This window comes from Micromonospora sp. NPDC050397, assembly GCF_044901685.1.
In the GTDB taxonomy this organism is placed as follows: domain Bacteria; phylum Actinomycetota; class Actinomycetes; order Mycobacteriales; family Micromonosporaceae; genus Micromonospora_G.
Map to the genome: position 1 here is coordinate 40,655 of NZ_JBJDPS010000015.1, position 23,057 is coordinate 63,711.

19 protein-coding genes are annotated in these 23,057 nt (G+C 72.0%); 10 read left to right on the forward strand and 9 right to left on the reverse strand.

Features of this window, described 5'->3' with window-relative positions; all coding sequences use genetic code 11:
- The first annotated feature begins 18 nt into the window (after positions 1-18).
- A complete protein-coding gene (locus ACI2K4_RS30555; protein ID WP_404516346.1) occupies positions 19-498 on the forward strand; it encodes an SRPBCC family protein in 480 nt (159 codons plus the stop codon).
- A gap of 17 nt (positions 499-515) precedes the next feature.
- Here ACI2K4_RS30555 and ACI2K4_RS30560 read toward each other — a convergent pair whose 3' ends face one another.
- The gene (locus tag ACI2K4_RS30560) at positions 516-2,672 is read right to left on the reverse strand and encodes a glycogen debranching N-terminal domain-containing protein (protein WP_404516347.1); all 2,157 of its coding nucleotides are present in this window, start codon (positions 2,670-2,672) and stop codon (positions 516-518) included.
- A 210-nt stretch (positions 2,673-2,882) separates the two neighbouring features.
- Between ACI2K4_RS30560 and ACI2K4_RS30565 the strand changes: the two genes are divergently transcribed.
- The 3 genes from ACI2K4_RS30565 (at position 2,883) to ACI2K4_RS30575 (ending at position 6,146) form a co-directional block, all read left to right on the forward strand.
- Positions 2,883-3,365: a hypothetical protein gene (locus tag ACI2K4_RS30565; protein ID WP_404516348.1), complete on the forward strand. Its 483-nt coding sequence runs from the start codon at positions 2,883-2,885 to the stop codon at positions 3,363-3,365.
- A 160-nt stretch (positions 3,366-3,525) separates the two neighbouring features.
- Positions 3,526-4,566: a nuclear transport factor 2 family protein gene (locus ACI2K4_RS30570; RefSeq protein WP_404516349.1), complete on the forward strand. Its 1,041-nt coding sequence runs from the start codon at positions 3,526-3,528 to the stop codon at positions 4,564-4,566.
- A 95-nt stretch (positions 4,567-4,661) separates the two neighbouring features.
- Positions 4,662-6,146, forward strand: a complete 1,485-nt coding sequence (locus tag ACI2K4_RS30575) for a PQQ-dependent sugar dehydrogenase (protein WP_404516350.1) — start codon at positions 4,662-4,664, stop codon at positions 6,144-6,146.
- A 119-nt stretch (positions 6,147-6,265) separates the two neighbouring features.
- Here ACI2K4_RS30575 and ACI2K4_RS30580 read toward each other — a convergent pair whose 3' ends face one another.
- Complete coding sequence (locus tag ACI2K4_RS30580) at positions 6,266-7,195, reverse strand: DMT family transporter (RefSeq protein WP_404516351.1); 930 nt, start codon at positions 7,193-7,195, stop codon at positions 6,266-6,268.
- A gap of 354 nt (positions 7,196-7,549) precedes the next feature.
- Positions 7,550-7,840 carry a hypothetical protein gene (locus tag ACI2K4_RS30585; protein WP_404516353.1) on the reverse strand — a complete coding sequence of 97 codons (291 nt, stop codon included), beginning with the start codon at positions 7,838-7,840 and terminating at the stop codon, positions 7,550-7,552.
- 320 nt (positions 7,841-8,160) lie between these two features.
- Here ACI2K4_RS30585 and ACI2K4_RS30590 point away from each other — a divergent pair, with 320 nt between their 5' ends.
- The 3 genes from ACI2K4_RS30590 to ACI2K4_RS30600 all read left to right on the forward strand — a co-directional run bounded on the left by ACI2K4_RS30590 (position 8,161) and on the right by ACI2K4_RS30600 (position 10,853).
- The gene (locus ACI2K4_RS30590) at positions 8,161-8,400 is read left to right on the forward strand and encodes a DUF397 domain-containing protein (protein ID WP_404516354.1); all 240 of its coding nucleotides are present in this window, start codon (positions 8,161-8,163) and stop codon (positions 8,398-8,400) included.
- Positions 8,401-8,668: 268 nt separating this feature from the next.
- Positions 8,669-9,499 carry a helix-turn-helix domain-containing protein gene (locus tag ACI2K4_RS30595; RefSeq protein ID WP_404516432.1) on the forward strand — a complete coding sequence of 277 codons (831 nt, stop codon included), beginning with the start codon at positions 8,669-8,671 and terminating at the stop codon, positions 9,497-9,499.
- A 106-nt stretch (positions 9,500-9,605) separates the two neighbouring features.
- Complete coding sequence (locus tag ACI2K4_RS30600) at positions 9,606-10,853, forward strand: alanine racemase (RefSeq protein ID WP_404516356.1); 1,248 nt, start codon at positions 9,606-9,608, stop codon at positions 10,851-10,853.
- Positions 10,854-10,871: 18 nt separating this feature from the next.
- Here the strand turns inward: ACI2K4_RS30600 and ACI2K4_RS30605 are convergent, their stop codons facing one another.
- The 6 genes from ACI2K4_RS30605 to ACI2K4_RS30630 are packed head-to-tail and all read right to left on the reverse strand — an operon-like array spanning position 10,872 to position 20,300.
- Entirely contained in the window at positions 10,872-12,245 is a 1,374-nt protein-coding gene (locus ACI2K4_RS30605) for a glutamine synthetase family protein (protein ID WP_404516357.1), read from the reverse strand.
- Positions 12,242-14,083, reverse strand: coding sequence for an IucA/IucC family protein (locus tag ACI2K4_RS30610; protein ID WP_404516358.1), 1,842 nt, complete (start codon positions 14,081-14,083; stop codon positions 12,242-12,244). Before ACI2K4_RS30610 ends, ACI2K4_RS30605 begins: the two co-directional genes overlap by 4 nt.
- Complete coding sequence (locus tag ACI2K4_RS30615; protein WP_404516360.1) at positions 14,073-15,983, reverse strand: IucA/IucC family protein; 1,911 nt, start codon at positions 15,981-15,983, stop codon at positions 14,073-14,075. Before ACI2K4_RS30615 ends, ACI2K4_RS30610 begins: the two co-directional genes overlap by 11 nt.
- Positions 15,962-17,356 carry a lysine N(6)-hydroxylase/L-ornithine N(5)-oxygenase family protein gene (locus ACI2K4_RS30620; protein ID WP_404516361.1) on the reverse strand — a complete coding sequence of 465 codons (1,395 nt, stop codon included), beginning with the start codon at positions 17,354-17,356 and terminating at the stop codon, positions 15,962-15,964. The genes ACI2K4_RS30615 and ACI2K4_RS30620 overlap by 22 nt, the downstream gene beginning before the upstream one ends.
- The gene (locus ACI2K4_RS30625; RefSeq protein WP_404516362.1) at positions 17,353-18,945 is read right to left on the reverse strand and encodes a pyridoxal phosphate-dependent decarboxylase family protein; all 1,593 of its coding nucleotides are present in this window, start codon (positions 18,943-18,945) and stop codon (positions 17,353-17,355) included. The genes ACI2K4_RS30620 and ACI2K4_RS30625 overlap by 4 nt, the downstream gene beginning before the upstream one ends.
- Positions 18,942-20,300: a diaminobutyrate--2-oxoglutarate transaminase family protein gene (locus tag ACI2K4_RS30630; protein ID WP_404516363.1), complete on the reverse strand. Its 1,359-nt coding sequence runs from the start codon at positions 20,298-20,300 to the stop codon at positions 18,942-18,944. The genes ACI2K4_RS30625 and ACI2K4_RS30630 overlap by 4 nt, the downstream gene beginning before the upstream one ends.
- Positions 20,301-20,750: 450 nt before the next feature.
- On the opposite strand from ACI2K4_RS30630, the gene ACI2K4_RS30635 reads away from it, so the two are divergent.
- From ACI2K4_RS30635 to ACI2K4_RS30645, 3 genes are all read left to right on the forward strand, one after another.
- Positions 20,751-21,098 (forward strand): Lsr2 family protein, encoded by a 348-nt coding sequence (locus ACI2K4_RS30635; RefSeq protein ID WP_404516364.1) that lies wholly within the window; start codon positions 20,751-20,753, stop codon positions 21,096-21,098.
- A gap of 152 nt (positions 21,099-21,250) precedes the next feature.
- A complete protein-coding gene (locus ACI2K4_RS30640) occupies positions 21,251-21,934 on the forward strand; it encodes a hypothetical protein (protein ID WP_404516365.1) in 684 nt (227 codons plus the stop codon).
- Positions 21,935-22,092: 158 nt separating this feature from the next.
- On the forward strand, positions 22,093-23,049 hold the full coding sequence (locus ACI2K4_RS30645) for a TAXI family TRAP transporter solute-binding subunit (RefSeq protein WP_404516433.1): 957 nt from the start codon (positions 22,093-22,095) through the stop codon (positions 23,047-23,049).
- The last annotated feature ends 8 nt before the right edge of the window (positions 23,050-23,057 follow it).

The window sequence follows — 23,057 nt, forward strand, 5'->3', positions numbered from 1 at the left end:
CCGGGGTACGTTGCCGCGGTGGCGACCATCGAGCTGCGCACCGTCGTACCGGCACCGATCGACCGGGTCTTCGACCTGTCGATCGACGTGGACGCGCACACCGCCTCGATGTCGGCCGCCGGGGAGCGGGTGGTGGGCGGGGTGACCCACGGCCCGATGGCGCTCGGCGAGACGGTCACCTGGGCCGCCCGCCACTTCGGTGTCACCTGGCGGATGACCTCGCGGATCACCGCGTACGACCGGCCGCACCGGTTCGTCGACGAGCAGGTGCGCGGCCCGTTCCGGCACTGGTACCACGAGCACCTGTTCCACCAACCGCCCACCACCGACGGTGTCGGGGGCACGGTCATGGTGGACCGGATCGAGTTCACCGCGCCGGCCGGACCGCTCGGCCACGCGGTGACGGCACTCGGGCTCCGGCGGTACATGCGGCGGCTGATCGAGCGCCGCAACGCCTACCTGGTGGCCACCCTGAGCGGAGCACACCCGCCGGGATAAGCCGGCAGGCGGACCGCTCAGTGGGAGAGACGGACGCTGGACTGGGTGCCGGTCGCCTCGACGTCCCAACGCTGACCGAACGCCCCGAGCTGGCGCAACGCGATCCGACCCAGCTCCGGTGGCAGTGCGGCGTCGACGACCAGCCGGCCCTGCCGGGGTTCCAGGCCCAGCATCGTCCGCAGGAAGAGCAGCGGGGCGCCGCTCGCCCACGCCTGCGGGTCGCAGGCGGTGGGGTACGGCACCGGCACCCGACCGAACGACCGGTCGTAGCCGGAGAACGCCTCGGGCAGGCGGAAGTTCGAGGACTTCGCCGCCTCGACCATCGCCATGATGATCCGGTTCGCCTCGGACCGGAACCCGTAGCGGGCCAGCCCGTACGCGACCAGCGAGTTGTCGTGCGGCCAGACCGTACCCATGTGGTAGCCGATCGGGTTGTAGCCGGCCTCGCTGGTGGCCGTGGTCCGCACGCCCCAGCCGGAGAAGAACCGGTCGGACATGAGCTGGTCGGCGACCGTACGGGCCCGCTCCTCGGGCACGATGCCGCTCCAGAGCAGGTGTCCCATGTTCGAGGTCATCGCGTCGATGGGTCGCTTGTCGCCGTCCAGCCCGAGGGCGTAGTAGCCGCCCCGGTCGGTGAGCCAGAAGTCCCGGTTGAACCGCTCGCGCAGGTCGCCGGCCTCGGCCCGTAGCCGCCGGGCGAGTCCGGGGTCGCCCAGCGGCCCGTCGGCGAGTTCGGCCAGGCGCAGCTTCGCGTCGTAGGTGTAGCCCTGGATCTCACAGGTGGCGATCGGTAGCGGTGGGATGACGCCGTTGGCGTACTGCACGCCGTCCCAGGAGTCCCGCCAGCAGTGGTTGCCCAGGCCCTGGACCGAGCGGGTGGCGTACTCGACGTAACCGTCGCCGTCCAGGTCGCCGTAGCGGTCGATCCAGTCGAGCGCGGCGTAGGCGTTGTCGGACAGCCGCCGGACGAGTTCGTCGTCGCCGGTCCAGCGCCAGTACTCGTCGAGCAGGATCAGCCAGAGCTGGGTGGTGTCCGCCGCGCCGTAGTAGGGGTTGTGTGGCTTGTGCCCGATCTGGGTCAACTCTCCGGAACGGTACTCGTGGAAGATCTTGCCCGGCTCCTCGTCCCGGAAGTCGTCGTACGCCTTGCCCTGGTGCAGCGCGAGCACCAGCAGGGCGCCCCGGGCCAGGTCGCTGCCGAGGCCGATGGTCTGGTACCCGGTGATCAGGGTGTCCCGGCCGAAGACCGTCAGGTACCAGGGCAGCCCGGCGGCGAGCAGCACCACCTCCTCCCCCGCGATCCGTTTGTCGATCCGGAGCGCGACCAGGTCGGCCACCGACTGCTGGTAGATGTCGCCCAACAGGTCGAAGTCGGTCTCCAGGGTGGGCCTGGCCCGTTGCCAGCGGGCGGCCGGGTCGTCGCGTTGCTCGTCGAAGACCTCGCCGAAGTGGCGGTGCGCCGGGGTGATCTCGTACGGTCCGTGCTTGAGCGGGATGCTGATCTCGCAGCTCCAGTGCGCGCACGGCTCCAGGCGCAGGTTCCAGATCAGGTCGTCGCCGTCGACCCGGTCGGCGGGTGGGTCGGCCCGCACCTCCGTACGCGCCTCGAACGCTCCGTTGCGGTACCCGAACACCAGCAGCGAACCATCCATCGCGTGATCGCGTTCGATCTGCGCCCTCCGGTCCCGTACCTGTTCCTTGATCTCGAACAGGTCGGCGAAGTCGGTGCCGACGGCGAGGCGCAGTTCGACCGTCACGGCTTCCCTGGTGAAACACTGCAATTCGATCCGCTCGTGCATGCCGCCGCCGACAAAACGCTGCCGACGTACGCCGAGGCTGTTCGCCGGAAGGCCCGGCAGTTCGGCATTGGTGAGAAAGAAGGCCGCCGAGTACGCGTCGACCGGGCCGGCGCGCAGGGCCAGCAGGTTGACCCCGTCGACGGTCAACTGCCAGCGGTTGAGGAACCGGGTGTCGTCGTGCACCAGGCCACCGATGCTCCCCGGCGGCACGTCGCCCACCACGTCCGACACCATGAACGAGCGCCCCTCCAGCACCGCCACCGCGTCGGGTCCGAGTTCGGGCGGCAGGTTGCGCACCACCTCGCTCGGTGCCAGGTCACGGGGCATGCTGGCGGGCATCGGATCGGCCGGGGTCGGCCGTCGGGCGGCATCCACGGCGCACCTCCGCACGGGAACGGCGAACCAGGCTCACCCACGCTATTCGAGCCGACCCACCCCGCGCCGCCGAACGGCGTACCCGGTCACCCGACGGTCATTGGGTGGAACGACCGAAGCGTACCGGGCAGAATTCCTCCGTATCTTGAGACAGAATGAACGCCATGAATGCGCTCTGCCCGGATCCCCGAATGTCGTGGCGGTGGTCCCGTGGGTGAGTCCGACGACGCACTGGACGATCTTCGCGCCGAACTGGCGATCGGGGTACGGGCATATCTGGCCATGACCGAGCGCGACCGTGCGGCCGGTCGGGAGCGACTACAGCGAATCTGCGCGCAACTGGAGTGGTTCCTCAACAGCCTGTTGCGCGACCACCCCGGCTGGACCCGTCACCGGTACGTGGACGGCCTGCTGCCGGGTAGCGCCGCCGTCACCTCGCCGGTCGAGGTCGAGATCCGGGCGATGATGATCTGGGGCAAGGGACGTAGCCAATGGGTCGAGCCGTTCCTCGCCAGGATCCGGGTGGCCGAGGCGACCGACAGGATCGACTCGTACGAGTTCTCGTTCGGCGACGCCGCGCGGGGGCTCGGTCAGGTGCCGTTCCGGCCGCGTCGGCGCCGACCGGCCGACCCGCCCCGCTGGTCGCTCACCCTGACCGGCGCCGACGACACCCCGGACCGGCCGCAGCACTAGGCGGACGGCGAGACGCGGAACCCGTTGCCCTCCGGGTCCGGCCGTCCCCCGCCCCGCCCCGGCGGACCCCGCCCTGCCAGGATGGGTGCCGCAGGGGCCGAGCCCCGGTCGGCACCGGGCCGGACCGGGGAGCGGCGGGGCGCGGGAGGGGAAGCACCGGGTGTTGTGGCGCCCGCCGCAAGGGCAGGACCTCGGCGTACGACAGCTCTCCGCGATCGCGGAGGTGTCGGCGCTGGCCGCCCGGGAGCGGATCGACGTCTGGCTGCGCGGCGGCTGGGCGATGGACTTCCTCCTCGGCGTACGCACCCGCGAGCACGTGGACGTCGACTGGTTCTGCTGGGCGGAGGACGCCGACCGGCTGACCGCCGCGCTGGCCGGGATCGGCTTCCAGCCCTCGGGCGACGCCCCGCCGGGACAGCAGCGCGATCTTCTCCGGGGTGACGTCGACCTCGGTTTCGCCCTGCTCGCCCGGGACGCGGCGGGCCGGGTCGTGGTGGCCGGCGGACCGTACGCCGGTGAGCCGTGGCCGGACGGGATGCTGGACTCCCCACCGGGACGGCTCGACGGGCTGACCTGTCCGATCATCGCGGTCGCCGCGCAGATCGAGATCAAGGAGATGATGCCGGTCTGGGTGCCCGGAATGGTACGCCGGGACAAGGACCGGTCCGACATCCTCCGGCTCCGCCAGGCGCTCGAAGCGGGCGACCGGGAAGCCCCCACCGAAGAAGAGGTATCCGTGGAACATCCGAACGTCACCCTGCTCAACCGGTTCTACGCCGCCCTGGCCGGCGGGGACGGCGCCACCATGGCGGCGAGCTACGCGGACCGGGCCAGCTTCTCCGACCCGCTCTTTCCCGGACTCGACGCACGCGAGGTGCGGGCCATGTGGACGATGCTCACCTCGCGCGCCCGGCCGGAGGTCGAACTCTCCGAGGTCGTCGCGGACGACCAGCGCGGTTCGGCGCACTGGGTGGCGACGTACCCGTTCGGCGCCCGGACCGTGCGCAACGACGTGCGGGCGGCGTTCACCTTCGCCGACGGCCTGATCCTGACCCACCGCGACGAGTTCGACATCCACCGCTGGGCCGGGCAGGCGTTGGGCGCCAAGGGGCGGCTGCTGGCCCTCACCCCGGTTGGCCGGCGGGTGCTGCGCAGGAGCGGTCGGCAGCGCCTGGACGAGTTTCTCGCCGCCCGGGACTGAGCGCGACAGCAAACTGGGTGCGCTCCCACCCTTCCGTGATACATTGACGGCTGTCACTTTATTGACAATCGTCGCCGTCACTCGGGAGGGTGGAGATGAGAGGTCGCCTCGTCGTCGCGCTGGCCACCGCGTTAGGCGTCGGTGCCGCCGGCCTGGTCGCCGCGAACGCGTCGACCACCGACGGAGCCGGCACCGCCGCGATCGGAGACTTCGACTTCACCCGGCCCACGGTGGTCGCCACCGGGCTCCAGACCCCGTGGGGACTGGCCTTCCTGTCCGACGGCAGCGCGCTGGTGGCCGAACGGAACACGGCCAGGGTGCTACAGGTACGCCCCGGACAGACCCCGCAGCAGGTGGCCCAGATCTCCGGGGTCGCCGCCGGTGGGGAGGCCGGACTGCTCGGGCTCGCCGTCTCACCGACCTACGGTCAGGACGGGTACGTCTACGCCTACTTCACCACCAGCAGCGACAACCGGATCGTGCGCTTCCGGTTGACCGCCCCACAGACCCAGCAACCGATCCTCACCGGCCTGGCCCGGGCGAACGTGCACGACGGCGGCCGGATCGGCTTCGGCCCGGACGGGATGCTCTACGCCGGTGTCGGTGACGCCGGCCAGACCGCGAGCGCGCAGAACCCGCAGAGCCGCAACGGCAAGATCCTGCGGATGCGGCCGGACGGCAGCGTACCGCCGGACAACCCGACCGCCGGCTCCCTGGTCTACAGCCTGGGCCACCGCAACGTACAGGGGTTGGCCTGGGACGGACAGGGGCGGCTCTACGCCAGCGAGTTCGGGCAGAACAGTTGGGACGAGGTGAACCTGATCGTCCCCGGCGGCAACTACGGCTGGCCGACCGTGGAGGGACGGGCGAACGACCCGCGTTTCCGGGACCCGGTGGTCACCTGGACCACCGCCGAGGCGTCGCCCAGCGGGGCGGCCATCGCCGGCAACCGACTCTTTGTCGCCGCGCTGCGCGGCACCCGGCTCTGGACCGTGCCGCTCACCGGCAACGGTGGGGTCGGCACACCGGTAGCCCAGCTCACCGGCGCGTACGGCCGGCTCCGTACGGTCGCGTACGCCCCGGACGGGACGCTCTGGGTGACCACCAGCAACCGGGACGGCCGGGGTACGCCCGCGGCGAGCGACGACCGGATCCTGCGCTTCCCGCCGGTGGACGGGACACCGCCGCCCACCACCACACCACCGGCCACCACCCCGCCGCCCACGACCGCTCCGCCGACCACGCCACCCCCCACCGGCGGCCCCGCCACCTGCGCCGTCGCCTGGTCGACGAACCAGTGGGCCAGCGGGTTCACCGCGAACGTGACCATCACCAACCGTGGGCCCGCGCTGACAAGCTGGGCCCTGACCTGGTCGTTCACCGGAGGCCAGCAGGTCACCAGCGCCTGGAACTCGCAGGTCACCCAGACCGGGCAGAACGTCAGCGCCCGCAACGTCGCCTGGAACGGCGCCATCGCCACCAACGGGACCGCCAGCTTCGGCTTCCAGGCGAACCACTCCGGCAACACGCCACGACCGGCCGAGTTCCGGTTGAACGGGACCATCTGCGGCGCCGGCTGACGGATGGTGCGGGGCGGTCGACCGCCCCGCACCGCGTACCCAGCCGTGCCCGGTGGGCCGCCGACGAGGGTCGGCGGCCCACCACTCACGTACCCGACGGTCGGCGCGGCAGCGCCCGGTCAGTCCGTCCCGGACCGCGCGGGCGCGGTGCCGGCGAGCACCACCGCGGCCCCGAGCAGGACCGCCCCGACCAGACCGGCGGCACCGAGCCGGTCGTGCAGGAGGACCGCCGCCAGTACGGCACCGGTCAACGGTTCCAGCAGCGCCAGCAGCACGGCCGTGCTCGCACCGATGGTGCGCAGACCCCGGAAGTACAGGACGTACGCCAGCGCGGTCGGTGCCGTACCGAGCGCGACCAGCAGGGCCACGCCGGACGGGGTCGGGGTGAATCCCATCCCGACGGTGGTCACCGCGAACGGGGCCAGGAGCAGCCCGCCGGCACCGAAGCCGAGCCCGGCTGCGGCCTCGCCGTCCAGACCGGCGACCGGTCTGGCACCGAGCCGGGTGACCATGGCGAACCCGGCGGCGGAGACCAACGCCAACCCGGTGCTCGCCAGCACGGCGGCCGACGTGTGACCGCCGGCCGGCAGGCCCACCAGCAGGCCCAGGCCGGTGACGGCCAGGGCGACGGTGCCGACCGTCCGGGCGCCGGCCCGCTCTCGGGTGGTGGCCCAGTCGGCGGCCAGCACGAGCACCGGGGAGGTGCCGATGGTGACCAGCGTCGCCAGTGACACCGAGGTCAGGGCCACGGCACCGAAGTAACACGCCTGGTAGGCCGCGAAGAGCAGCCCGAGCAGCCCGATCCGGGCCCAGGCGGTACGCCCCCGGGGCAGCCGGCGGCCGGTGAGCAGCAGCACTCCGACGAGCAGCGCGCCGCCGACCAGGAGCCGGTAGGTGGCCACCGCCACCGGGGAGAGCCCGGCATGAGTGCCGAGCAGGCTGCCGAGCAGCCCACCCGTACCCCACAACATGCCGGCGAGGACAAGACAGAACAGGTCAACGCCGCTGCGGTGGCGGGCAGCCACCATCGGCGTGGAGGAAACAAGCACGGATCGACGCTCCTGCGACAGGAAGTGGGAGATGGTCGCGGAAGCGGGGCACACGGGATCGGCCCGGATACGGGCGGCGTCGACTCGGAACGGCGCGACGCGGCGAGCGCACGGCCCCGCTAGGAGCGGGGCGGCGGGGAGATCGGGAAACGTCGGTGCACGGCGTCACTCTAGTCGGGACGTACGCCGCCATCCAGTGGGTACGACTACCGGCTCACCGACACCGGTCGGACCGGTACGGGATCGACCTGCGGACGGTTGGTCCCCGCCACCCGTGGGACGGTACGGGTGGGGCGCCACCGGCGGACGGCCGGGCGGGCGACGGCGGGTGTGGAATCGTCGCCGACGGCCGGGTCAGTGCAGTTGGGCGACGTCGAGACGACGCTGCATCCCGCCGACCGCGTCCAGCGGGTCGAGGTCGGCGCGGGGCAACACGTAACGCGCGGTCAGGGTGTCCACGCCGGTGCCCCGGGCCCCGCTCGGCCGGTACGTGACCGTGGCGGCACCCGCCGAGGCGACCTCGACGACACCGGCGCGCCAGGTGCCGGACCGGAAGATCCACACTGGATCGGTCGGTTGGTAACTGTCCGTGGACACCACGTCGCGCGGGTCCCGCTGGCTCGGATCAATGGTCGGTGCGGGCATCGCTGCCTAGCCTCCTGTCTTCGCGGCCTGCTCATAGGCCGATCAGCTCGGGTACGACCCGGATGCCGGTCACCCCGGGCACCCGATCCGTCACGGACCAACCCACCGCCCAATTACTAACCGTGAGTAATCGAGCACACCTACACAAGCGCTATCATGCTCGCTGTGCGATGCGGACGCAAGAGCAGATGCACGTGCAGATGACCATGCAACGCGGTCGAGAGGGGAGGCGTACCGCCTCGGCAACCCACACCCGGGACTGGATCCCGGGTGCGACCTGACCCGAACCCGGCCGGTCCTGGCCGTTGAGAGAGACTTCGATGAATCAGCCATACAACGGCATCCCCACCACCGAGCTCCCACCCGTGGCTTGGAAGAAGAGTCGTCGCAGCAATCCCAGCGGGAACTGCGTCGAACTGGCGGAGCTACCCGGCGGCGCGGGAATCGCGGTGCGTAACTCCCGGGATCCCAACGGCCCGGCGTTGATCTACACCCCGGCGGAAATCGCCGCGTTCATACTCGGTGCCCGGGACGGGGATTTCGACCACCTGATCGTCTGAACATCCCGACCTTCCGAGGATCCCGATCGTCGCTTCCGAAGATCCTGGTCGTCGGAGAATCCACGCCACGCAGCGGCCGGTGGCAATGGTCCCACCGGCCACCGACAAAAATCGAGACCTCCCGCTGGTCCCGCACAGCACGCGGTCATGGCATGCTTACGCGGCAGCAAAGCCGGCCACCCTCGGCCTGCTCGGAGCATCGGGAGGTCGGTGCGTGACGACTACGAGGCCCGACGGCGACATCGCCAGCGGTCCCACCGTGCTGCGTATGCTGCTCGGCGCCCAACTGCGTCGGCTACGCGAGGCGAACGGCGTGACCCGCGAGACCGCCGGTTGGGAAATTCGCGCGTCCGAATCGAAGATCAGCAGGATGGAACTGGGTCGGGTCGGCTTCAAGGAACGCGACGTCGCCGACCTACTCACCCTCTACGGCGTCCACGACGACGACGAACGAAAGGTGTTGCTGGGGCTCGCCCGCGAGGCCAACGAACCCGGTTGGTGGCACCGGTACGGCGACGTACTGCCGCAGTGGTTCCAGTCGTACCTCGGGCTCGAAGCCGCGTCGTCGCTCATCCGCACGTACGAGGTGCAGTTTGTCCCCGGTCTGTTGCAGAGCCGGGACTACGCCCGCGCGGTGGTGCTCCTGGGCCACCGGACGGCCTCGGGCGACGAGGTCGAGCGCCGGGTCAACCTGCGCATGGCACGCCAGCAACTGCTCACCCGCACCGACCCGCCGCAGATCTGGGCGGTGGTGGACGAGGCCGCGCTGCGCCGGCCGATCGGCGGTCCGGAGGTGATGCACGGTCAGATCAGTGCCCTGATCGAGGCCACCAAGCTGCCGAACGTCCGGCTACAGGTGATGCCGTTCGCCACGGGTGGACACGCCGCGGCCGGCGGCGCGTTCAGCATCCTGCGCTTCCCCGACCGGGACCTGCCCGACGTGGTCTACATCGAACAGCTCACCAGCGCGCTCTACCTCGACAAGCGCGACGACGTCGACCACTACGCGGCGGCCATGGAGCGGGTCTGTGTGGAGGCCGAACCGCCGGCCCAGACCCCGGAGATCCTGGCCCGCATCCTCGCCGACCTGGAGGGCTGACCAGCCCCGGCGGTCAGCCACGCCGGTCTCTCCCGCCCGAGGCATGATGGAGTGATCCACTGACCGGGCGACGTACCGGACCGCCGACGCTATCCAGGAGCGACCGTTGGACCTGCCCCCGTCCGCCGCCGGACGGCCCTCGCTGGTCGCCACGGACCTGCCCGGCGTCGTCCGGGATCACCTGCTGAGCCGGAGCGCCGACGGAGCCGAGCCGTTCGGCGGTTACCTGTACGACCTGGCCGTGCCGATCCGGCGGGCGACCGAGCTGCGCGCCGCGCTACCCGGCTGGGCCAGCGTCTGCTACGCGGTCAAGGCCAACTCCTATCCTCCGCTGGTGCGGGCGCTCGCGCCCCACGTGGACGGCTTCGAGGTCGCCTCGGGCGCCGAGGCCACCCTCGCCCGCGCGCAGGGAGACCGCGACGGTGGCGGTCGCGGGTTGATGGTCGCGGCCGGACCGGCCAAGACCGAACGGCTGCTGCATCGGCTGGTCGAACTCGACGTCGATCTGGTCAACGTGGAGAGCGCGCTCGAACTGCACCGCCTCCAGGCCGTCGCCGAACGGCTGGACCGCCGGGTGGACGTGGCGCTGCGGGTCAACCCGAGGGCCGTCGCGGTCACCGGCGCGCTCACCATGGGCGGCGCGGCCACCCAGTTCGGCATCCCGGAGGAGGAGGTGCCGGACGTGCTGCGGCTGGCCGCCACCCTGCCCCGGCTACGGGTGGTCGGCTTTCACGTACACGTGGTGGGGAACAACCTCGACGCCGCCGCACACGCCGCGTACGTGGGCTGGTGTCTGGACTGGAGCCGGCGTACCGCCGCCGCGCACGGGCTGGAGCTGAGGGTGGTGGACGTCGGCGGTGGACTCGGGGTGCCGTTCGGCGGCGAGGACCCGTTCGACGTCAAGGAGTTCGGCGACCGGCTGGCCGACCTCACCCCGCCGCCGGACTGTCGGGTGGTCTTCGAGCCGGGTCGTTACCTGGTCACCGACGCCGGCTGGTACGCCGCCGAGGTGGTCGACGTGAAGCGGACGTACGGGACCTGGTTCGTGGTGCTGCGTGGCGGCATCAACCACTTCCAGTTGCCGACCTCGTGGGAGATCGCGCACCGGTTCGCGGTCCTGCCGGTTGACCGGTGGCCGCACCCGTACCCTCGGCCGGCGGTACGGGGGCACCCGGTCACCGTGGTCGGCGAACTCTGCACCACCGAGGACACCCTCGCCCGGGACGTGACGGTCACCGAGGTCCGGGTCGGCGACCTGGTCGTCTTTCCGATGGCCGGCTCCTACGGCTGGGAGTTCGCGATGCCCTCCTTCCTCTCCCACCCCCCGGCCATTCGCACCCACCTGAACCCGTGACCGCAACGGCGCGGGCGGTCAGAGGCGTTCGAAGCCCCGGTGGCGTTCCCAGTCGGTGACGGCGCGGTCGAACTCCGCCAGTTCGGCTCGCGCGGCGGCGGCGTAGTGGTCGACCACCTCGGCGCCGAAGGCGTCCCGGGCCAGTGTGCTGCCCTCCCAGAGGCTGACCGCCTCGGCCAGTGACCCGGGCAGCCGGGGTAGGTCGGCGGTGAAGGCGTTGCCGACCAGCGCCGGAGGCAACGGCAGCTCGCGCTCGATCCCGTACAGACCGGCCGCGATGATCGCCGCGACGGCGGTGTACGGGTTGGCGTCGCCGCCGGCCACCCGATGCTCGATCCGTAACGAGTCACCGGAGCCGACCACCCGGATCGGGCAGGTCCGGTTGTCCCACCCCCAGGCCACCCCGGTCGGGGCGAAGGCGCCCGGGGCCAACCGCTTGTACGAGTTGACGTTGGGCGCCTGGAGCAGGGTCAGCTCGCGCAGCCCGGCCAACTGCCCGGCGACAAAGTGTGCCATCAACGGGGACATGCCGGCCCGGTCCCCGCCGCCGGGACCGGCGAAGACCGGTGTGCCGTCACGGTGGCGCAGCGACAGGTGGACGTGGCAGGAGTTCCCCTCCCCCTGGTCGTACTTGGCCATGAAGGTCACGGCCAACCCCTCCTGGGTGACGATCTGACGTACCCCGGTCTTGTAGAGGGTGTGGTTGTCGCAGGTGGTGAGGGCGTCGGCGTAGCGGAAGACGATCTCGTACTGTCCGGGGTGGACCTCGCCGCGCGCCGACTCGAGGCGGAGCCCGGCCTGCCGCATCTCGCGCCGGATTCGCCGGAGCACCGGGTCGATCTCGGTCACCCCGGCGATCGAGTAGTCCACGTTGTGCCGGGTGGCGGTACGCAGCGCCCGGTAGTCCCGGTCGTGTGCCGCCTGGAAGCTCTCCCGGAACAGGATGAACTCCAGCTCGGTGCCGGCGTACGCGACCAGGTCCCGCTCGGCCAGCCGGTCGAGTTGGGTACGCAGCACCTGCCGGGGCGCGTACCCGACCACCTGGCCGTCGGGGCGGTACGCGTCGGCGATCACCAGCGCGGTCCCCGGGTCCCAGGGCAGTTCGCGCAGCGTACCGATGTCCGGGGTGAGGGTGAGGTCGCCGAAGCCGGCGGCCCACGGGTCGACGGCGTAACCCGGTCCGGTGTTCATCTCCACGTCCACCGCGAGCAGGTAGACGCAGGCGGCGAAGCCGTCCCGCAGCACCCGTTCGCAGAAGTGCTCGCCGTCGAGCCGGCTGCCCTGCAACCGCCCCTGGAGGTCCGGTACGGCGACCAGGACGTTGTCGATCCGACCCGAGGCCACCTCGGCCCGCAGCCGCTCCACCGGCATCGGGAACACCGGCGGGCTCACCGGTCCACCGTCCCGGCCACGGGTCCGGGATCCGGGTCGGGTCCGGGATCAGGCCGCCAGAGCGGATTCGCGACCGGCGCGACGTCGATGTGGAACGAGGCGTCCCGCTCGGCCCGGTCGTGGTAACCGCCGGGCAGCAGCCGTTCCCGGTTCAGGCAGACCCGGGCAAACTCGGGAGCCAGCAGGTCGAATCGGGCGAACCGCTCGGCCAGCTCGGGGAACCGCTCCTGGTAGTCCAGGATCTCGGCCCGCGCCAACCGCCAGAACTCCTCCTCCGGCACCCCGAGCTGCTCGGCGCAGAGCGGGGCGAGATAGCGGAAGTGACACATCAGCAGGGACTTGACGATCGAGCCGGACAGCTCCTGCGCACCGAACCGCATCAACACGCCAAGCGCCTGTTCCGGCAGGTCGGAATACTCCGGCAGGTCCTCGTCGAGCAGCTTCATGTCGTCGACGAAGTCCTTCACCGCCAGCCGGACCGGGACGTCGCCCCGGTCGTAGACCACGATCGCGTTCTCGCCGTGCGGGTTGAGCCCGATGCCGTACCGGTAGAGCAGGTGCAGCAGCGGCGGGAGGACGGCGGCGAAGAGGGCGGCGAGCCAGCGCGCCGGCGGTTGCCCGGACCGCGCGACCAGCTCGGCGACAAACGCCCGACCGGCCGGGTCGACGTGCAGCAGCGCGGCCAGCGTACGGGCCCGCTCGCCCGGGTCGAGCCGGCCCGCCACCGGTTCACGCCAGATCACCCCGAGCAGTTGCCGATAGCGGTACGGCGCCTCGGGGAGCGCGTCGAAGACCGGATGCCGGACCGCCACCGCCGCCACCTCGCCGGGCAGGATGACCCGGCACTCGTCGCGCAGGAACGGGTCGGCGTCGCGGATGCCGTGCATCCACGCGGTGCTGTGCGGGGCGGCCTCGACGAGTTCGGTCGGGATGCCCCGGTAGACCATGGTGTTGAGAATGGACAACGGCAGTTTCACGTCCAGGCCGTCGGGTCGGGACACGTTGCCGAAGGTACGGATCGACTGCTGCGCCCGGTACCGGTCCGGTGCCTCGCCCAGCGCCACGATCCGCCCCCGGGCCAGCTCCGCCGCGAACAACGGCAGCACCACCTCGTTCCACTGCCACTCGTGCACCGGCAGCCAGACGTACTCGGTCGGGTCCAGTCCCCGGGCGGCGAGCACGGCGGTGAAGCGGTCCCGGGTGTGCCGGTCGAGTTCGCGCTCGCGCAACGCCGCCTCGTCCAACCCCGGTACGGCGTGGAAACCGGCCAGCTCGCGGTGGGCGGCCATCCAGTGCAGGGGCTCGGCGTGGCGGGCCTCGGGCGCGTAGCGACGCCGGTCGGCGTACGAGAAGCCGACCCGGCCCTTGTTCGCGAAGATCCACGGGTGGCCGGTCTGGTACCCCTCCAGTTCGAGGTGCGGCAGTTCGGCCAGTTCGGCGGCGGGCAGGCCGGTGTGCAGCAGCCAGGCGTCCGACGACAGGGTCGCGGCCAGCTCGCCCACGGTCAACGCGGTGACCGCCGGGTCGAGCCCCCAGGCCCGGTGCAGGTCGAGCAGGAGCCGGTACGGGTCCGCCGGCTCGGCCACCCCGTCCGCCACCCGGACCAGCGTGCCCGGTTCGATCCGCCACGAGTCCATGGCGACCGGCCGACCCCGGAAGTCGTACCCGATCTCGGGCGTCACCGGCACCCGGTAGCGGTCGGCCCCGAGCGGGGCGGGGGTCAGCGCCCGTTCGAACGCGAGTTCGGCGATCATCTTGGCGGCGAGCGCGTCGCAGACCCGCCGCCAGACCTCGGGCACCAGTCCGGGTGGCGCGGCCGTCCACATGTCAGTCCCCATCGGCACGCGTCCCGTCGACCCCGGTCGCGTCGTACAGCGGGTTGGCGAGGGTGCCGTGCATGACGTCGAACTCGGCGTCGCGTTCGGCCCGGTCGTGGAACCCGCCGCCGAGCAACTGCTCCCGGTTCAGCGCCACCCGACCGAACTCCGGGCCGAGCAGGTCGAACCAGGCGAACCGGTCGGCAAGCTGGGGAAAGCGTCGGTGGTAGGCGTCGATCGGTTCCCGGACCAGCGCCCAGAACTCCCGCTCCGGCACAGCCAGGTGCCGCCGCACGATGTCGGTGAGGAAACGGAAGTGCCCGGCGCAGATCGCGGAGAGAATCGAGTGCGCCAGGTCACGAGCCGGCCAGCGGTGCAGGCGCTCCCGGGCCTCGGCCGGGATGCGGGCGTACTCCGGCAGGTCGAACGGGAGCAGTTCGACGTCGGCTCCGAAGTCCTTCAGCGCGATCCGGATCGGCCGCTCGGCCACGTCGCTGATCAGCACCACGTTCTCCCCGTGCGGGGTGAAGGAGGCGCCGTAACGGTAGAGGTAGTGCAGCAGCGGCGGCAGCAGGGCCCGGAGGTACGCGCGCAGCCACTCACGCGCGCCCAGTCCGGAGCGTTCGACCAGTTCCCCGATCACCGGCCGACCGTCGCTCCCCTCCAGCAGCAGGGCGGCCATCGTCCGGGCCCGTTCCCCGGGTGCCAGGTGGCCGTGCACCGGTTCGCGCCAGATCGCACCGAGCAGTTCCTGGTACCGGTACGGCGCGTCCGGCAGCGCCCGGAAGGTCGGGTGCGGCACGGTGACCGAGGCGACCTCGCCGAGCATCACCACCCGGCACTCGTCGCGCAGGAACGGGTCGCCGTCGCGCAACTCGCGCAGCCAGGTGGTCAGCCGGGGCGCGCAGGTGGTCTGCGCCTCGGAGAGCCCCCGCCAGACCAACGTGTTGCGGATCATCAGCGGAATCTTGACGTTGCGCCGGTCCGGCCGGTCCAGGTTGGTCAGGGTCCGGATCGACTGCAACGGGCGGTAGCGGTCGGCGCTCTCACCGAGGTAGACCAGGCTGCCCTCGGCGATCTGCGGGGCGAACAGGGGCAGCACCACCTCGTCCCACTGGAACGGGTGCACCGGCAGCCAGACGTACGTCTCCGGGTCGCCGCCCCGGTCGCGCAGCCGGGCGGCAAAGCCGGCCCGGGTGGCCGGGTCCAGTTCGTCGGCGAGCAGCGCCTCCGGGTCGAGACCGGGTACGGCGGTGAACCGTCCCAGTTCCGGCGCGACCGCGATCCAGACCAGCCGGAACTCGCCGGCCGCCTCCGGGGTGAAGCGGGCGGTGTCGGCGGTGGAGAAGCCGAGCCGGCCCTTGTTGACGAACATGCAGGGGTGGCCGGTCTGGTGCGACTCCAGGTCCTCGTGGGAGAGGTCGACCAGGTCCGCGGCCGGGATCGCGCGGGCGTGCAGCCGGGCGTCGGCGGCGTGCGTGGCGGTGAGGTCCCGGACCAGGTCGGCGAGGACCGAACGGGACAGGCCGAGCACGTCGGCCGCGTCCACCACGAACTGGCTCGGGTCGCTGGCCTCGCGATCCCGGCCCTCGTAATGTCGAACCAGGCTCGACGACTGGATCCGCCAGGCGCCGAACGTGCCCCGGTCGGCCCGGAAGGAGTAGCCGACGCCGCCAGGCAGGTCGAGCCGCCACCGCTCCGACGAACCGTCCGGCTCCGGGAAGACCATCTCCTCGTACGCCATCTCGGCGATGGTGCGGGCCAGCAGCGTACGACCGGCGGCGGTCCAGTGCTCGGGTGCGAGGTGTGCCGGCGGTGCGGTGCCGGGCGGTGCTGCTGCGGTTCCGGGCGGTGCTGCTGTGCCGGGCGGTGCGGGGACAGCCGGTGCGGTGGCGGGCGCTACGGGGACGTGCGGGGGCACGGGGCTCCTTCGGCAACGGGTGACTCGTCGGTGATCGCGTCGTCGGGTACGCCGGAACCGGTGATCGCGTCGTCGGGCACGCCGAACCCGGTGAACGCGGTCCGGGTCGGCAGCCGGTAGGCGGTGCCACCGGTGACCGCGTTCAGGATGGTGGCGGCGCGCCACGCCCCGAGTCCCAGGTCGGGCGTACCGACGCCGTGGGTGTGCAGTTCGGCGTTCTGCACGAAGAGCGAGCCGGAGACCTCCGGGGCGAGCGTGACCCGGTAGTCGCCGTCCACCCGGTAGCGTCCGCGCTGGTCCCAGTCGACCAGGTCGACCAGCGGGTCGAGCAGCGCGGGCCGACGGGCGGCGTAACCGGTCGCCAGCACCACCCGCTCGGTACGCAGCTCGAACGCCCGGTCCTGCCTGGTCTCCCGGCAGGAGAGCAGGTATCCGTCGGCGGTGGCGCGAGCGGCCTCGATCGCCACGTTCGCGGTCAGGCTCACCTCGGGTCGCTCGCCGCCGACCGACCGCTCGTAGAGCAGGGTGTGGATCTCGTCGATGGTCTCGGCGCTGATCGCCTTGTAGAGCTGCCACTGCGCCGGTACGAGAGCGTCCCGGGTGGACTCGGGCAGGTCACGGAAGTACGCGGTGTAGTCCGGGGTGAAGTGTTCCAGCCCGAGCTTGGAGTACTCCATCGGGGCGAACGCCGGAGAGCGGGTGAGCCAACGTACCCGCCAGTGGTGTTCCGGTGCGCGGCGGAGCAGGTCCAGGAAGACCTCGGCGCCGGACTGCCCGGAGCCGACCACGGTCACGTCCCGTGCGCCACGCAGCGCCGGGAGTCGGTCGAGATAGTCACCGGCGTGGAAGACGTGGTCGCCGACCAGGTGGGCCAGTGGCTCGGGAACGACGGGCTGGGTGCCGACCCCGAGCACCACGTGCCGGGCGGCGACCCGGCCGGTGACACCGGTCGTCGGGTCGGTGGTGTCGAGCAGGAACCGGCCGGCCCGGGGCGACCAGCGCAGCCCGTCCACCCGGGCGCCGAACCGGCAGGAGGGGAGCGATTCGGCCACCCACCGGCAGTAGTGGTCGTACTCGCGGCGCGGCACGTGGAAGCGCTCGGCGAAGTAGAACGGGAAGAGCCGGTCCTGCTCGCGCAGGTAGGACAGGAAGGACCAGCGGCTGGTGGGGTCGACCAGGGAGACCAGGTCGGCGAGGAACGGCACCTGCAACTGGGCACCCTCCAACAGCAGACCAGGGTGCCAGGCGAAGCCGGGGCGGGCGTCCAGGAACAGCGTACGGAGTCCGGCGAGCGGTTCGGCGAGCGCGGCGAGCCCGAGGTTGAACGGCCCGAGTCCCACACCGACCAGGTCGTACTCGGTCTCGTCGTTCATCGGTTGACCTCCTCGGCGATGTCGCCGGTGCGTTGCGACAGGACGGCCGACCGGTTCTCTGCGGCGACCGGCTCCGACCGCTGTCCGGCGGTGCCGACCGGCTCCGACCGCTCTTCGGCGGTGCCAGCCCGGACCACCAGGTCGAGCAGCGCGTCCACGTCGGCGGTGGTCGCGTGTGGATTGAGCAGGGTGAGCTTGAGCCAGACCGTGTCGCCGACCTCGGTCCGGCCGACCACCGCCGCCCCCTCGGTGAGCAGTCGTCGGCGCAGCGCGGCGTTGACCGTACCGCTACGGGCACCGGCCCGGTAGCGGAAGACCACGGTGCTCAGCACCGGGTCGGCGGCGAGTTCGAGGTGGGGGTCGGCCCGCACCCGGGCCGCCGCGTGCAGGGCCAGGTGGTGCACGGCGTCGACCAGCCGGCCCATCCCGGTTCGGCCGAGGGCCCGGAAGGTGACCGCCAGTTTGAACGCGTCCACCCGTCTGGTGGTGCGCAGCGAGTGCCCGAGCAGGCTCGGATAGCCGGCCGCCTCGTCGTCGGAGGGGTTGAGGTAGGCCACCCGCTGGGACAGCGGGGCGAGGGTGGCCGCGTCGGCGGTCAGGAAGACCCCGGCCGCGACCGGTTGCCAGCCGAGTTTGTGCAGGTCGAGCGCGACCGAGTCGGCCCGGTCCAGCCCGTCGAGCAGACCGGAGAGCCGGTCGGAGAAGAGCGCGCCACCGCCGTACGCGGCGTCGACGTGCAGCCAGGCGCGGTGCCGGGCGGCGATCTCGGCGATCTCCGGCAGCGGGTCGATGCTGCCGAAGTCGGTGCTGCCCGCGGTCGCCACCACCGCCGCCGGCAGACCACCGGCCCGTACGGTCGCCGCCAGCCGGTCGGCGAGCGCGGCCGGATCCATCCGGTACGCGTGGTCGACCGGGACCGGGATCACCGCCTCCTCGCCGAGCCCGAGCAGGGCGGCGTTGCGCCGGACCGAGAAGTGGGCGACCTCGGCGCAGAAGAAGCGCAGTCGTGAGCCGACGGCGCCGAGTCCCACGGTGGCGGCCTGGGCTCCGGTGGCGGCCAGCACCGCCGCGTCCCGGGCCAGCAGCAGTCCCATCAGATTGGACTCGGTGCCACCGGAGGTGACCACCCCGGCCGAGGCGTCGGGCCGGTAGCCGACCAGCCGGGCGAGGGTCGCCACGACCAGTGGCTCCAGTTCGGTCGCCGACGGCCCCTGGTCCCAGGAGTCGAGCGACGGGTTCAACGCGGCGGCGACCACCTCGGCGGCCACCGCCACGGCCAGCGGCGGGCAGTGCAGGTGCCCGGCGCAGTACGGGTCGGCCGGGTCGGCGGTGCCGGCGGTGAGCCCGGTGCCGAGGGTGGCGAGCGCGGCCGACGCCCCGATGCCCCGTTCGGGCAGCAGTTCCGCCCCGGCCGCCGCGACGACCGCGCGGGCCAGTTCGTCGGGCGTGCCGGCGGGAAGTGGGCCGCCCCGCCGGTGAGCGCCGAGGCGCAGCGCCTCCAGCGCCACGTCGATGAGTGGGCCCAGCGCTTCGGGCCCGTCGGCCCCACCGGCGAGCGCGCTGTCGGCCGTGCTGTCGGTGGGCTTCACGCGCGCGGTCCGGGGTAGGCCCGCTGGGCGGCCCGGACCGCGTCGGCGAGTCGGGTCAGCACCGCGTCGACCTGGGGGTCGGTGATGACCAGCGGGGGGAGCAGTCGTACCACGGCGTCGTCCCGGCCGCCCAACTCGACGATCAGGCCACGGTCCAGGCACTCGCCCCGGATCAGCCGGGCGAGTTCGGGGGCGGCGGGGCGGGCGCCGATGCCGTTCGCCTCCCCGTCCGGCTCGACGATCTCCAGGCCGATCATCAGTCCCCGGCCGCGTACGTCGCCGATGGCGGACTGCTGCCCCTGGAGCAGCCGGAGTTCGTGCAGCATCCGATCGCCGAGCACGGCGGCCCGCTCGACCAGGCCCGCCTCGCGGACGTGCCGGATGGTGGCGGTGCCGGCGACCATGGCCAGCTGGTTGCCGCGGAACGTGCCGGTGTGCGCGCCCGGCCGCCAGGTGTCCAGTTCCTCGCGGTAGGCGATCACGGCCAGTGGCAGGCTGCCGCCGATCGCCTTCGACATGACCAGGACGTCCGGCACCACACCGGCGTGCTCGACGGCCCAGAACGCGCCGGTGCGGCCGACCCCGGTCTGCACCTCGTCCACGATCAGCGGAATGCCGTGCGCGCCGGTGAGCCGACGCATCTCGCGCAGCCAGCCGTCGGGGGCCGGCACGGTGCCGCCCTCCCCCTGCACCGGTTCCAGGATCATCGCGGCCGGCGGCACCACACCGGAGTGCGAGTCGGTGAGCATCGTCTCGACGTACCGGGCGGCGATGTCGGCCGCCATACCGCCGCCCACGCCGAACGGGCACCGGTAGTCGTACGGGAAGGGCAGTCGGGTGACCTCGAACGCGGCCGGCGGCAGCGGTGTCTTGATCGCGACGTTGGCGCTGACCGCGAGCGCTCCGGCGGTCATCCCGTGGTATCCCCCGGTGAACGCGAGTACGCCGCTGCGGCCCGTCGCGGTCTGGGTGAGTTTCAGCGCCGCCTCGACCGCGTCGGTCCCGGCCGGCCCGCAGAAGTGCAGCCGCCAGCCCTCCGGACCGCCGGGCATCGTCGCCAGCAGCGTGGTGGTGAACTCGTCCTTCTCGACCGTGCCCAGGTCCAGCACGTGCAGCGGCGCACCGGAGTCGAGCACCCGTCGGATCTCGTCGACGACAACCGGATGGTTGTGTCCGAGTGCGAGCGTGCCGGCGCCGGAGAGGCAGTCGAGGTAACGTCGGCCGTCCGCCCCCTCCACCACCATGCCGTGTGCGCGGACCGGCAGAATCGGCAGCGAGCGCGCGTAGGTACGGGCGCCCGACTCACGCTCCTGTTGGCGTTCGAGCAGATCGGCGATGGCTCGTCCGGTAGGCACGGACGACGGGAGTTGCGAGACGACCACGAAGCCTCCAAAGGTTAGCCTCACCTAACTACCACATGTGGACGCACGCGAGCATGCCGGACGGGCATCTTCGGGCTTATGTCCAAAAAGTCGCCGAGAACCCCGCCGGACGGTCGGCAGGCGCCCGCCACCGCGCACTCAACGCCCCGACGCCGACGCCAGCGTCCCCCGGTGCGGCGTGCGGCGACCGGTACGCGACGCCGGCACCTCGGCCGACCGTTCGTGGCTCATCCCATGATCCTGACACGCCGCACAAGACGATTCCAGTGGGTTCCCGGGCGGCCCAGTGCCGGCAATGCCGGCCTCGCAAAACTGTACCGGCGCACCGGCGAATAGCGATTACGTTGCAAAATCCCCGGCGATGGGACAAACTCTGTGGAACACATTGCACACAACGATGAATTCGTTAATGGAGGCAACACCATGGCAAAACAGGTGATCACCCTGCTAACCGACGACCTGGACGGCGGCAAGGCCGACCGCACCGTCGAGTTCGGTCTCGACGGCGTCAACTACACCATCGACCTGTCCGAGAAGAACGCCGGCAAGTTGCGCAAGGCATTGGACGGCTTCATCGCCGCAGGCACCCGCATGGGTCGCGCTTCCGGCGAGACCCGCGGATCCGGCCAGCGCGGCGGCGCGAGAGGTGCGAGTCGGACCGACCGCGACCAGAACCGGGCTATCCGGGAATGGGCGACCAAGAACGGTTACGACGTTTCCGAGCGGGGTCGTATACCGGCCTCCGTGGTGCGGGCCTACCGGGGGCAGTAAGCCTGCCCCGGACCGATCGGCCCCGACCGGTCCGGCCGGTCCGACCCGGGACACCCGCAAGATTCCCTCAAGACTCCGTGCCCGCTCTTCCCGTGCCGACCCGGCCGATCCACGCTGGTGGAAACCGTGCCAAACCAGCCGGGAGCAGATCGATGGCGGAGATAACGCAGCTCAGAACCACACGGCCGACCGGCGAGAACGGCAACCTCCCGTGGCTGGGTTGGCCGGTCCTGGTCGAAGCGCTGGAGGTCGCCGCGCTGGTCCGGTGCACCCCGCTGGGCACGACCCCGGGGAACCGCCCGCGCGACACCTACGGCGCGCACGGCGTACTGGTGGCCGAGTTCGGCCAGCAGGCGGCGGCCCAGCAGATGGCCTACCTGCTGGGCCGGCTCGGCGTCGCGGTGACCCGCGAGACGACCGTCGCCGGGCTCCGCCGCCGCTACCAACTGCACCGGCTCTACGTCCCGACCGGCCAGCGCCCCGGCTACTCCACGCTGATGTCGGCCGCGTGGTCCCAGGGCCGCACGGCGATGCTGGACCCGGCCGTGACCGGCGGGTCGAGCGCCCGGCACCTGTGGCGTCCCCGGCTGGCCGAGGCACTGTGGCGGTCGGTGCTCACCGCCGCCGGGCGGCACCTGCACAAGAACATCCTCGGCGTACGGGTGGCCGACCCCGACCTCGCCGCCATGCTCATCCGGGGCGCCCAACTGCTCGACGCCCGAGCCACCCTGCGGCGCCGGTCCGGCTGCTACCTGGTCAGCGTGGAGGTCGGACCGGACACCCAACGCCTGCTCGCGGCGGTGCGCTCGGGAGATCAGCTCGACCTCGCGGGGTAGGGGCACGGCCCGCCGGGCGGCGGTCCGGCGGCGGCGAGCACCGGAGACGGGCACGCCCGGCGGGTCGACCGTTCGGTCGGTATGCACGGACGAAGTGGGTGGGCCAGACTTGCCGCGGCGCCCCCTACTTCCGCCGGAGATCACGACCCTTGGCCCTCATCCCGCCGCCCCCGGACGGGTCACCACACTCGGCCCGGCGGGCCACCTTCGCGCTCTGCGCCGCCCTCCTGACGGTGCTGGTGAGCGCGTGCGTCGACGCGCCGGCCGAGCAGGTACGGATCCGGATCGCCACCGGCAGTCCCACCGCCGTCTACTACGCGTTCGGCCAGTCGCTGGTGACGATCATCAACCGGGAGATCCCGGGCGTACGGGCCAGCGTGGTGGTGACCGCGGCGTCGGCCGAGAACGTCGAACTGATCTCGCGCGGCAGCGCCGAGCTGGGTTTCACCCAGGCGGACACGCTGCCGAGCAGTCCCGGTGACTCGCCCGCCGTGGTCGGGGTGGCCCGGATCTACGACGACCTGCTGCACCTGGTGGTCCGCGCCGACGGGCCGATCCACCGCCTCGCGGACCTGCGCGGTCGACGGGTGTCGGTGGGCGCGCCCGGCTCCGGCACGGAGATCACCGCGAGCCGGCTGCTCGACGTCGCCGGGCTCGGTCCCGGCTCGGTGGACACCCGGCGACTCGGACTGGACGCCTCGGTCGCCGCGCTGGAGAACGGCGAGATCGACGGCTTTGTCTTCTCCGGCGGGCTGCCGGTGCAGGCGGTGGCGGAACTGGTCCGGCGTACCCCGTCGCGGATCGTCGACCTCGGCGAGTGGACCGAGCCGATGCGGCAGAGCTACAGCCAGGTGTACGTCAGCCGGGACATCCCCAGCTCGGTGTACGGGCTGACCCCGGCCACCACCGTCGCCGACCCCAACTACCTGGTCGTCTCGGCCCACCTGCCCAAGACCCTGGTCTACGAGCTGACCAGGCTGTTGATGGAGCGCCGGATCGAGCTGGGGCGGGCGCACCCGGCGGCGGGACGGATGAGCATCCAGTCGGCGATCGCCACCTCCCCGCTGCCGTTGCACCCGGGCGCCGCCGAGTACTACCGCGCCAGCAAACCCTGACGCCGGAC